Origin of the sequence: Streptomyces sp. PA03-1a (assembly GCF_033792805.1) — a bacterium.
Taxonomy (GTDB): domain Bacteria; phylum Actinomycetota; class Actinomycetes; order Streptomycetales; family Streptomycetaceae; genus Actinacidiphila.
Map to the genome: position 1 here is coordinate 1 of NZ_JARAVO010000278.1, position 11,797 is coordinate 11,797.

An 11,797-nucleotide genomic window follows, 5' to 3' on the forward strand; every position below is an offset into this window, starting at 1 on the left:
TATCTGGCGTTGACTTTTGGCACGCTGTTGAGTTCTCAAGGAACGGAAGCTTCCTTCGAGACCGTTTCACCGGCCCCTCCGGGCTTTCCCTTCGTTGTCTCCAGCTTAGCAGATCCGATTTCCTTCTCTGCCACCCTCTGGAGGGGGTTTCGCCGTCCGGCTTTCGCTTTTCGGCTTTTCCGACTCTATCAGAGCGTTTCCGGCCTGATCCCCGGTCAGCGGGGCTTGTCCTCGCGGCCGTTGGGCCGTTCCGACTGGTGAAACATTAGCGGATCAGTGGCGCCCGATGCCAATCGAGCAATTCCGTCGATCCTCATTCCGAAAAACGCACACGCGAACGAGACGGCACGAAGCCGTTCATCGAGGTGGGCCCTGCGGAATGGCTGCCCGGGGACCGACCGGAGTCGGTGTTCACCGGCGGGCAACTCGGAGAACATTACGGATCCCCCGTACGTCTGTCAAACCGGGGCAGCCGGGTCAGTCCAGGTCCCTCAGGCGGCCGCCGGCGTCCGGCTGGTCGGCCTCGACGCGGCGGAGGAGACGGGTCAGGAGGTCGCCCAGGACGTTGCGTTCGTCGAGGGCGAGGTCCTGGAGGAGGTCCGCTTCGAAGACGGAGGCCATGCGCATCGTCTCCAGCCACTTGCTGCGGCCGAGGTCGGTGAGCTCCACGATGACGCGGACGCGGTTGCTCTCGTCACGCTCCCGGGTGACCAGACCTTCCGCCACCATGCGGTCGATGCGGTGGGTCATGGCGGCCGGGGTGAGACCGAGTCGCTTGGCCAGGTCGCCGGGGCCGAGGCGGTACGGACGGCCCACGACCACAAGGGCCTTGAGGACCTCCCACTCGGCGCTGGTGATGCCGACGGCCGACAGGTGCCGGCTGTAGCCCACGTTCATACGGCGGTTGAGCCTGCCCAGGGCCGTGACGATCTTCTCGACCTGGGGGTCCACCTCGGGGTATTCGCGCTGGTAGATCGCGATCTGCTCATCGAGGTCCAGCTCCTGCGGGGTGCCGGCAGGGCCGTCGGCTGCACTCGTCATGGCAGGAGTGTCCCACGAAACTCGTTGGCCCTAAAGACTTCCGGCATGTACTGTTTAGCTTCGAAGTTTAAAGTTGAAGTCTTCAAGTTCGAGGACTACTGAGCTAAGGGGTGAGTGTGACCACCGCGATGGGCGCCGCGCTGCGCCGGATCCAGCTGGGCAACGCGCTGAGCGCGTTCGGCAACGGTTTCACCGTCCCGTTCCTGTTCGTCTACGTGGCGCAGGTGCGGGGACTGGGAGCGGGCACGGCGGGTGTCGTGCTGTCCGCGTTCGCCGTCGCCGCGCTCGCCGTGCTGCCGTTCACCGGTCGGACGATCGACCGGAGCGGCCCGCTGCCCGTGCTGCTGACCGGTGCGTGCGCGGCGGCGGTGGGCTCCATGGGCTTCGGGCTCGCCTCGAGCGCCCCCCTGGTGATCGCCGCGTCCGCGGTGATGGGCGCGGGCATCGCCGTGATGCAGCCGGCGCTGGCCACGCTCATCGTGTGGTGCACCACGCCGAAGACGCGGTCGCGGGCCTTCGCGACGCAGTTCTTCCTGAGCAACCTCGGGCTGGGTGTCGGCGGCCTGCTGGGCGGGCTGCTGGTCGACACCTCGCGGCCGGACTCCTTCACGCTGCTGTTCTCGATCGAGGCCGCGATGTTCGTGGTCCTCGGTGTCGTCGCGGCTTCCGTGCGGCTGCCGAAGGCGGCGCGCATGGAGGCGGCGCCGACGGACCAGGCGGCCGGCGGTTGGCGGGCGCTGTTCGCCGACCGGGCGATGGTGCAGCTGTGCGTGCTGGGCGGGGTGCTGTTCTTCGCCTGCTACGGGCAGTTCGAGTCGGGGTTGTCGGCGTACGCGGTCGAGGTGACCAAGGTGTCGCCGGCGACGCTGGGCGTCGCCCTCGCGGCGAACACCGCGGCGATCGTGGTGGCGCAGTTCCTCGTCCTGCGCCCGGTGGAACGGCGGCGGCGCAGCCGGGTGATCGCGGCGGTCGGTCTGCTGTGGGCCCTGGCGTGGGTGGTCGCCGGTCTCGCGGGGCTCACGGGCTCCGCGCACGGGATCGCGACGGCCATGCTGATCGGCACGTACGCGCTGTTCGGGCTCGGCGAGGCGATGCTGTCGCCGACGGTCGCACCGCTGGTGGCGGACATGGCGCCGGAGCGGATGGTCGGCCAGTACAACTCGGCGTTCGCGCTGGTGAAGCAGTTGGCGCTGGCCGTGGGCCCGGCGGTCGGCGGGCTCATGGCGGGCAGCGGGATGTACGCCGAGTACATCGTGATGCTGGTCGCGTGCTCGCTGGCGGTCAGCGTGCTCTCGGTGCGGCTGGGCCGGCGTCTCACGGTCGGGCAGGACGCGCCGCTGCACGAGCCCGTGCTGGCGGCGTGATCCTCCCTCAGGTGGGGAGCGCGAACTCGCACCACACCGCCTTGCCGCCGCCCGGGGTCCGCCGGGATCCCCAGGCGGACGCGATGGTGGCGATGATGGAGATGCCCCGGCCGGCTTCGTCGGCCGGTTCGGCGCGGCGGCGGCGCGGCAGGTGGTCGTCGCCGTCGGTGACCTCGATGATCAGGCGCCGGTCGGTGCGGCGCAGCCGCAGCCGCATGGGCGGGACGCCGTGCTGGAGCGAGTTGGCGACCAGTTCGCTGGCGGCAAGGACGCCGAGGTCGACGAGTTCGACGGGGAAGCGCCAGGAGGTCAGCACGCCCTGCGCGAAGGCGCGGGCACGGGGGGCCGCCTCGATGCCGCCCAGCAGTTCCAGGGAGGCGTTGCGGAACAGCTCGGAGTCATTGCCCTCGTGCTACGGGTACTGCATGACGAGCACGGCGACGTCGTCGGCGTGCTCGGAGGTGACCCCGAGGGCGCGCAACAGGCGGTCGCAGATGACCTGGGGGCTGCCGGTGGCACCGGCGAGGGCGTTCATCAGGGCGGAGACGCCCTCGTCGATGTCCTCGCCGCGGCGCTCGATGAGGCCGTCGGTGTAGAGCACGGCGGTGGCACCGGGCCCGAGGGGGACGGAGCCTGAGGTGTGGACCCAGCCGCCGGTACCCAGCGGCGGGCCGGTGGGTTCGTCGGCGCGGCGGACGGTTCCGTCGGCGTCGCGGACGACGATCGGCAGGTGGCCGGCGGAGGCGTACGCCAGCCGTCCCTCGCTGGGGTCGTGGACGGCGTAGACGCAGGTGGCGATCTGGGTGGCGTCGATCTCGGCGGCGAGGCCGTCGAGGAGCTGGATGACCTCGTGCGGGGGCAGGTCGAGGCGGGCGTAGGCGCGGACGGCGGTGCGCAGCTGCCCCATGACGGCGGCGGCGCGCACGCCGCGGCCCATGACGTCGCCGATGACGAGGGCGGTGCGGCCGGCGCCGAGGGTGATGACGTCGTACCAGTCGCCGCCGACGGCGGCGTCGGTGCCGCCGGGCTGGTAGGTGGCGGCGACGCGCAGGTCGTCGGGCTGTTCGAGCTCCTGGGGGAGCAGGCTGCGCTGGAGGGTGACGGCGGTCGCGTGGAGGCGGCGCTCGCTCTCGCGGAGGCGTTCGGCCGCCTGGACCTGGTCGGTGACGTCGGTGGCGAAGACCAGGACACCGCCGGTGTCGCCGCCGTCCTTCACCGGGACGGGGCTGCAGGTGAGGGTGAAGTAGCCCTGCCGGGTGGCGGTGGCGACCCTGCGGGCCTTGACGGTGCGGGGCTTGCCACTGCGGAAGACCTGGTCCATCAGGGGGAGCAGACCGAGCTCGGCGAGCTCGGGGAGGGACTCGCGGGCCGGCTCCCCTGCGGTGCGGGGGCCGAAGACCTCGGTCCAGGCCTCGTTGACGTACCCGAGGTGGTGCGTGGGCCCGTGCGTGACCGCGATGAGGGCGGGCAGCCGGCCCAGCACCTCGCGTACGGGGAGCGCGTCGAGGGTGTGCGCCGGCGCGTCGGGGTGCTCGGCGGCCTCGCCGCGCGCCGCGGGGACCGCTCCGCCGGACGGGGGTTCGGCACCGGCGGCCGCCGCCTGGGCATTGCGTCGTTGTGTTCCGGGGAGCCGGGCGCTCCAACGCGTGAGGTTCAAACGTCCGATTCCTCGTATTTGTCACTCTTTGCAGGTGCTGACGCACGCTTGGTCACGGGGTCCAGTGTGGCCGACCCACCGCTCCGGGGGAATCGGCCACCGCATCCGCACTGGCGGTCAGGGCGCGTCGGGCTTGCGGCCGGTCTCCGCGGCGAGCTCGAACTCGGCGCGGGGGTTCTCCAGCGAGCCGAGCGAGACGATCTCCCGTTTGAAGAGCCCGGACAGGACCCATTCGGCCAGGATGCGCGCCTTGCGGTTGAAGGTGGGCATCCGGCTGAGGTGGTACGCGCGGTGCATGAACCAGGCAGGGTAGCCCTTGAGTTTGCGCCCGTAGACCTGTGCCACGCCCTTGTGGAGGCCGAGTGAGGCGACCGAGCCCGCGTACTCGTGACGGTAGTCGGTCAGCGGCTCGCCGCGCAGGGTCGCGACGATGTTGTCGGCCAGGACCCGGGCCTGGCGCAGGGCGTGCTGGGCGTTGGGCGCGCAAAGCGCCTCGGGGTCGTCGGAGGTGACGTCCGGGACGGCGGCGGCGTCGCCCGCGGCCCAGGCGCCCTCGGTGCCGGCGATCCGCAGGTCCGCGGTGCACTTGATCCGGCCACGCCCGTTGAGCGGCAGGTCGGTGCGGGAGAGCACGGGGTGCGGCTTGACCCCGGCCGTCCACACCAGCGTGCGGGTGGGGAGGCGGGAACCGTCGTCGAGGACGGCGATGCGGTTCTCGCAGGACTCCAGCCGGGTGTTCAGGCGGATGTCGACGTTGCGGCCGCGCAGCTCGCGGACGGCGTACCGGCCCATCTCCTCGCCGACCTCGGGGAGGATGCGGTCGGTGGCCTCCACCAGGATCCACCTCAGGTCGTCGGCCTCGACGTTGTGGTAGTAGCGCACCGCGTAGCGGGCCATGTCCTCCAGCTCGCCGAGGGCCTCCACGCCGGCGTAGCCGGCGCCGACGAAGACGAAGGTCAGGGCGGCCTCGCGGACCTCGACGTCCCGGGTGGAGGAGGCGATGTCGAGCTGCTCCAGGACGTGGTTGCGCAGCCCGATGGCCTCCTCGACGGTCTTGAAGCCGATGCCGTGCTCGGCGAGGCCGGGGATCGGCAGGGTGCGGGAGACCGAGCCGGGTGCCAGCACCAGGTGGTCGTACGGCAGCTCCAGCGCGGCGGAGCCCTCCTCCTTGGTGGCGAGGGTGGTGAGGGTGGCGACCCGTTTGCCGTGGTCGATGCGCCGGGCCTCGCCGACGACCAGCGTGCAGCGGTCCAGGACCCGGCGCAGGGGCACCACGACGTGGCGCGGCGAGATGGAGCCGGCTGCCGCCTCGGGCAGGAAGGGCTGATAGGTCATATAAGGCTGCGGTTCGACCACGACGATTTCCGCTTCGTCGCGCTTCAGCCTGCGCTGCAGCCGCAAAGCGGTGTACATGCCCACATAACCGCCGCCGACGACCAGGATGCGTGGGATCCCGGATTCTTCTGCCGCACCGGACGGCCCCTTGAGTGCTGCCATCGTCCCATGAGGCAATGGGCCATCGGGGTTTGTCCACAGGGCGTACGGCAATGAATGGCCGAATCCTGTTCTCCGGCAGGTCACGGGCGGGTTGCCGACCGGTGTGAAGTGCCGGAACGGAGAATCGGCGGCCGTGGTACTCCGATCGTGGGTGGACTCCCCCTTCATTCTTGACCGGGGCTCAACTATGTTCGTATCCGGCCGGGGTGCCCGTGCGGCGTCGTCCGCCGTCTCCCGGCGATCATGGGGTGGGGAGTCTCCGGGGGGAGACGCGATTAACCGGGGGATACACATATGCATATCCAGGACCCTCAATGGGCGATGACCGCGACCGTCAGCGGTCATCCGGAAACGGTCGTACGGGGTGTCGGCGGCAGTCGTACGTCGCCGTTGCGCGTGGACGCGCAACGCAACCTCGAGCACGTGCTGCGGGCCGCCCGCGAGGTCTTCGGCGAGCTGGGGTACGGCGCGCCGATGGAGGACGTGGCGCGGCGGGCCCGGGTGGGCGTCGGCACCGTCTACCGGCGGTTCCCCAGCAAGGACGTGCTGGTGCGGCGCATAGCCGAGGAGGAGACGGCACGCCTGACGGAGCAGGCGCGCGCGGCCCTGGGCCAGGAGGAGGAGGCCTGGTCGGCGCTGTCCCGCTTCCTGCGGACGTCGGTGGCCTCCGGCGCCGGGCGGCTGCTGCCGCCGCAGGTGCTGCACGTGCAGCCGGCCGGTACCTCGGACGGGGCGCGCGTACCGCAGCAGCGCGGGGCGGGGGAGGACGTCGCCTCGGGCGCCGGTGTGGCCACGCTGCTGGACGTCGTCGGACAGCTGGTGGAGCGGGCGCGGGCGGCCGGTGAACTGCGCGCGGACGTGTCGGTGGCCGACGTGCTGCTGGTCATCGCCACCTCGGCGCCGTCCTTGCCGGACCCCGCCCAACAGGCGGCCGCCTCGGGCCGGTTGCTGGACATCCTGCTGGAGGGGCTGCGCTCCCGTCCGGGAGCGTGAGGCTGGCCCGTTCAGGTGATGACCCGCGTCCGGGGGGTGAAACTCCCCGGACGGGTGGTTCTGGTGCTTGACAGCTCGTCGGACGGTACGGGTGTGCCACTCTTACGCCCGTGGATGAAGGAAACGGGGAGTCCGGTCCACCCGCGGAGGCGGGGGCGGACTCCGGTGCGGACCCGCCGTCCGGCCGTGTACCCGGGCAGCGGGATCCGCTCGCGGAACGCCTCCCCGAGGCCCCGGACACCCCCGGGGCGCAGCTGTCCGACGCCGACCTGGTCGCCCGTGTGCGCGGCGGCGACGACAGCGCGTACGAGGAGCTGTACCGGCGGCACGTGGCGGCCGTGCGGCGCTACGCACGGGGCTGCTGCCGTGACCGGCACACCGCGGAGGACCTGACCGGCGAGGTCTTCGCCCGCACGCTGCAGGCGATCCGCGGCGGCAGCGGCCCGGACGCCGCCGTGCGGGCCTACCTGCTCACCACGGTGCGGCGGGTGGCCGCGTCGTGGGGCAGCACCGCCAAACGGGAGCAACTGGTCGACGACTTCGCGGTGTTCGCGGTCACGTCGGCCGGTGCCGCGGCGGGCGAGGGCGCCCAGGAGCTGGGTGCGGACGTGCGCGCGATGCACGAGGCCGAACGCTCGCTGGCCATCCAGGCCTTCCGTACGCTCCCCGAGCGCTGGCAGGCGGTGCTGTGGCACACCGCGGTCGAGGAGGAGTCACCCAGCAAGGTCGCTCCGTTGCTCGGCCTGACGGCCAACGCGACGGCCGTCCTCGCACACCGCGCCCGCGAGGGACTGCGCCAGGCCTACCTGCAGGCGCACGTCTCGTCCTCGTTGACCGCCGAGGGGGCCTGCGCGCGCTACGCGGACCGGCTCGGCGCGCACGCCCGCGGCGGTCTGCGGATGCGGGCCGACCGGGAGCTGCGCAAGCACCTGGAGGAATGCGCCAAGTGCCGCCTCGCGGCGGCGGAGCTGGCGGACGTGAACGCGGCGCTCAAGGGGCTGCTGCCGGTCGCGGTCGTCGGCTGGTTCGGCGCGGCGTACGCGGCGAAGGCGGCGGGCATCGCCGCGGGCGGTGCGGCGGCCGGTGCCGGCGCGGGTGCCGCGGCCGCCGCAGCGTCGGGCGGCGCTTCGGGCGGTGGTGCGGTGGCGGGTGCCGGTGGTGCGGCGGCCGCCGAAGGGGCCGCCGCACCGGTGAAGATCACCGTTGCCGCTGGGCTGGCGCTCGCGGCGGCCGGTGCCGTGGTGGCGATCGCCCTGACCGGGAACGACAGCACACCCTCGCCGCAGGTGGAGAGCAAGCCCTCGGCCGCGCCGGTCGTACCGGCGCCGGCCCCCACACCGACCCCCTCGCCGTCGCGGCGCTCCCCGGCGCCGAGCCCGACGCCGTCCGTCCAGGCTCCCGTACGGGCCGTCACCCCGACCCCGACGCCTTCGGCGCGCCCCGTCGAGGAGCCGGCGCCCACACCCAGCGAGCCCCCGGCGCCGTACCCCAGCCGTACCCCCGGGCCGACGCCCACGCCCACACCGACGCCGACGCCGACCCAGGCGCCCGAGCCGGTGGCCTACCGGCTGAGCGCGCTCGGGCACGGCGTCCTCGGCCGGTCGGACCGGCCCACGATCCGGCTCGGCGACTGGGTCTGGCAGCGCTGGGGCCTCGGCATCGACGGCACGCGCTACCCCGACGGCGTCACGGTCGGTGCGCCGTCCACCGTCACCATCGACCTCAACCGCTCCTGCACCGCCTTCGACGCCGTCGTCGGCATCGACGACGTCGCACTGGGCTTCGGCGCGGCGCGTTTCTCGGTCCACGGCGACCACGGGCGGTTGTGGCGCTCCGAGGTGCTGCGCGGTGGTGACCCGGGGGTGCCGGTGCACGTGCCGATCGCCGGCAACGCCCGCATCCGGCTGACGGTCGAGCCGACGCGCAGGTTCCACCTGGTGAACGTCGCGGACTGGGCGGTGTCGCGGATCACCTGCGACTGAGTTGTGCCGCCGCTCCCCGCCGGTTCAGCCGGCGGGGACCTCGCACGCTCCGTCGGCGCAGGCGTCCGCCGCGGGGGCGGCGGGTACCGTGCCGGTCTCCTGGGCGACCTGCTCCAGCACGCGCAGGAAGGTCGAGGTCTCCTGGCCGCCCTGGACGGCCCACTTGCCCTCGAAGACGAAGGTCGGGACGGCGTTCACACCGATGCTGCGGGCGTCGTCGATCTCGGCCAGCACCTCCGCGAGGCCCTCGTCGGAGGCGAGGAAGGCGGCCGCGCGGTCGCGGTCCAGCCCGGCCTCGGCGGCGAGCGCGGCCAGGGTGCCGCGGTCGCCGACGTCGGCGCCCTCGGCGAAGTGCGCCACGAGCAGCCGGTCCTTGAGCGCGGCCTGCTCCTTGGCGCCGTACGCGTCCAGGGCGTGCCAGAGCAGGCGGTGGGCGAGCAGCGTGTTGTTCTCAATGGCGCGGTCGAAGTCGAAGGCGAGGCCCTCGGCGCGGCCGAGCTCCGCCACCCGGGCGTCCATCGCCGCGGACTGCGGGCCGTAGCGCTCGTCGAGGTAGGCGCGGTGGGGCTCGGGGGTGTCGGACTTGTCGGGGGCGAGCTGGAAGGGGCGGTAGACCACCTCGACCTGGTCGGCCTGCGGGAAGGCGGCCAGCGCCCGCTCGAAGCGGCGCTTGCCGACGTAGCACCAGGGACAGGCGATGTCGCTGTAGATCTCGACCTTCATGCTCTCTCCGTCACCAAAACCGTCAGTTGAATCCTCAAGCCTGCAACGAAGAGCCCGTCCCCGGCCATTCCCCTAAGCGATCACCTCGGCCAGCAGCGCGTAGGCGCCCTCGCCGCCCAGCCCGTGGCCTGCGGTGCGGGCCCGCTCGTACGGCTCGTCCCCCAGGGCCGCACGGGCCGCCGCCTCCACCGCGCGCACCCCCTCCTCCTCCGGGACCGGGCGCGGCAGGTCCGCGCGCAGGCCGTCGGCCGCACCGTGCAGCCGGGCGGCCCGTACGGGATCGCCGACGGCCACCAGCACCTCGGCGGCGTACTCGGCCACCGCCGCCAGACGCGGTTCGGCGCAGAAGCCGTCGAGTCCCGCGCGCAGTGCCTCCGCGAGCCCGGCCAGGGCACCCGCCGTGTCGCCCTCGGCGGCGGCCACCCGGGCCGAAAGGCTCGCCACGAGCAGCTCGAAGTCCGGTGGGGGCGTGCCCAGACGGCCCTCGCTGTGCGCGAGGTCGACCAGCTCCCGGGCCTCCCGGAGCTCGCCCCGGCGCAGCACGATCGTCGCCAGCAGCGCTCGGATGTAGGCGCGGGCGTCCCACACCCCGTACTGCTCGGCCTCCTCGGCCGCCTGGCGCAGCAGCTCCTCGGCGCGGGCGTCGTCGCCCTCGCGGTGGGCCACCTCACCCATGCGGGAACGGACGAAGATGCCCTCGACGTGCGCGCCCAGTTCACCGCCGAGCCGCAGGGCCTCCTCCAGGTCCGCCCGCGCCGCCGCGTAGTCGCCGTACGCCAGCGCCATCTCGGCACCGGCCTCGCAGACCTGGGCGCGCATCCAGCGGTCCCCGAGCCGCTCGCTGAGTTCCAGCAGCTCCGGCCAGTCCGCGTCGGCCCGGGGGAGCCCGCCGGGGAGGTCGATCGTGATGTGCGTACGGAACATCAGCGCCGCCGCCAGTTCCCACGCGCCGCCGTACGCGCGGCAGGTGGCCACCATCGTGTCCGCGTGCCCCCGGATCGCCTCGTGGCGGCCCACGACGTAGTCGCAGAACGGCCACAGCATGCCGGGGAAGCGCGCCGAGTGCGGGCCCGGCACGCTGTACACCTCGACGATCCGCGAGGCCAGCGCCAGCATCTCCCGGCTCTGCATCTCCTCGCGGGGGATGGTGTCGCTGACCACGAAGAGGTGGAGCAGCCGCAGGTTCATGCGCGACCAGAAGCCCGGGGCGCCGGGATCGTCGGGGAGTTCGGCAAGCCCGATGAGCCGGACGAGCCACTCCCGCGCCTCGTCGCGGAAGTTGCGCAGCCACCAGAACCAGCCCATGGCCAGGGCCAGTTCGATCCCCTCGGCCTCGTCCCCCGCGTCGATCGTCCGGCGCAGCACGGCCCGTACGTTGTCCAGGTCCGCCTCCACACGGGCCGCCCAGACCAACTGATCGGGGCCGCGCAGGCCGGAGTCCGCGGTGCGGGCGAAGTCCGCGAAGTACGCGGTGTGGCGGCGGGCCGCCTCCGCCAGGTCGGCGGGATCACCGGCGGCGCGCTCGGCAGCGTACTCGTGGATCGTCTCCAGCAGCCGGTAGCGCACCTCCTCCGCGCCGTGGTCGACGACGACCAGGGACTTGTCCACGAGCTGGCCGACCAGCTCCAGCGCCTCCTCCCCGCACACGGCCTCCGCCGCCTGCAGCGTGCAGCCGCCGGCGAAGACGCTCAGCCGGCGCAGCGTCGTGCGTTCCGCCTCGCCGAGCAGGTCCCAGCTCCAGTCGACGACCGCGCGCAGCGTCTGCTGGCGGGGCAGCGCGGTGCGGCTGCCGCCGGTCAGCAGCCGGAAACGGTCGTCGAGGCGGGCCGCGATCTGCCGCGGGGTGAGCACCCGCAGCCGCGCGGCGGCCAGCTCGATGGCCAGGGGCAGCCCGTCCAGGCGGCGGCAGATCTCGTCCACCGCCGCCGTGTGGTCGAGGTCCGCGTCGAACCCGGGACGCACGGCCGCCGCGCGCTCCACGAACAACCGGTGCGCGGTCGGCAACGGCAGCGGCTCGACCGGGCGCACCGTCTCGCCCTGCAGGCCCAGCGGCTCGCGGCTCGTGGCGAGCACGGTCACACCGGGGCAGGCGGCGAGCAACTGGTCGGTGAGGGCGGCCGCGGCGTCGATGACGTGCTCGCAGTTGTCGAGCACCAGCAGCATGCGGCGCTGCGCGCAGTGCTCCAGGAGCCGGGCGGCCGGGTCGGCCTCCTGGCCCGCGCTGCGCACCTCTCGGGCGGCGGCCAGCACGGCCGTGTCACGGCGTCCGATCGCGCTCAGCACCGCGTCCGGCACGGCGGCGGGGCGGTCCAGCGGGGCGAACTCCGCCAGCCACACCCCGTCCGGGTACGCGGAGGCCCCGGCCACCGCGGCCGCGGCCTCCTGCGACAACCGCGTCTTGCCCGAGCCCCCGGGGCCGGTCAGCGTCACCAGGCGGTGCCTGCCGTCGGTCAGGCTCGCACGCAGCACGCCCAGTTCGGCCTCACGGCCGACGAAGCTGGTGAGGCGGGCCCGCAGGTTTCCGGTGCGGGGCGGGGCGG

8 protein-coding genes and 1 pseudogene are annotated in these 11,797 nt (G+C 73.2%); 4 read left to right on the forward strand and 5 right to left on the reverse strand.

Translation table 11 applies throughout. The features are described 5' to 3' along the window. Window positions 1-261 (forward strand): hypothetical protein (locus PV341_RS39280; RefSeq protein ID WP_500360295.1); only part of this gene is annotated, 261 nt, incomplete at its 5' end. A 216-nt stretch (window positions 262-477) separates the two neighbouring features. Here the strand turns inward: PV341_RS39280 and PV341_RS39285 are convergent. Continuing rightward, entirely contained in the window at window positions 478-1,041 is a 564-nt protein-coding gene (locus PV341_RS39285) for a MarR family winged helix-turn-helix transcriptional regulator (RefSeq protein ID WP_499513091.1), read from the reverse strand. Between the two features lie 116 nt (window positions 1,042-1,157). Here PV341_RS39285 and PV341_RS39290 point away from each other — a divergent pair, with 116 nt between their 5' ends. Next, window positions 1,158-2,405, forward strand: coding sequence for an MFS transporter (locus tag PV341_RS39290; RefSeq protein WP_500360297.1), 1,248 nt, complete (start codon window positions 1,158-1,160; stop codon window positions 2,403-2,405). 7 nt (window positions 2,406-2,412) lie between these two features. Here PV341_RS39290 and PV341_RS39295 read toward each other — a convergent pair. Further along, window positions 2,413-4,062, reverse strand: a pseudogene (locus PV341_RS39295) (ATP-binding SpoIIE family protein phosphatase). Between the two features lie 117 nt (window positions 4,063-4,179). Next, on the reverse strand, window positions 4,180-5,559 hold the full coding sequence (locus PV341_RS39300) for an NAD(P)/FAD-dependent oxidoreductase (protein ID WP_500360298.1): 1,380 nt from the start codon (window positions 5,557-5,559) through the stop codon (window positions 4,180-4,182). A gap of 294 nt (window positions 5,560-5,853) precedes the next feature. Here PV341_RS39300 and PV341_RS39305 point away from each other — a divergent pair, with 294 nt between their 5' ends. Together PV341_RS39305 and PV341_RS39310 are read left to right on the forward strand one after the other, a co-directional pair. Then, window positions 5,854-6,552 carry a TetR/AcrR family transcriptional regulator gene (locus PV341_RS39305; protein WP_500332120.1) on the forward strand — a complete coding sequence of 233 codons (699 nt, stop codon included), beginning with the start codon at window positions 5,854-5,856 and terminating at the stop codon, window positions 6,550-6,552. Between the two features lie 110 nt (window positions 6,553-6,662). After that, on the forward strand, window positions 6,663-8,534 hold the full coding sequence (locus PV341_RS39310; RefSeq protein ID WP_500360299.1) for a sigma-70 family RNA polymerase sigma factor: 1,872 nt from the start codon (window positions 6,663-6,665) through the stop codon (window positions 8,532-8,534). A gap of 24 nt (window positions 8,535-8,558) precedes the next feature. Here the strand turns inward: PV341_RS39310 and PV341_RS39315 are convergent, their stop codons facing one another. Then, entirely contained in the window at window positions 8,559-9,257 is a 699-nt protein-coding gene (locus PV341_RS39315; RefSeq protein WP_500332118.1) for a DsbA family oxidoreductase, read from the reverse strand. Between the two features lie 72 nt (window positions 9,258-9,329). After that, the coding region (locus PV341_RS39320) for an ATP-binding protein (protein ID WP_500360301.1) at window positions 9,330-11,797 on the reverse strand (2,468 nt) is incomplete at its 5' end.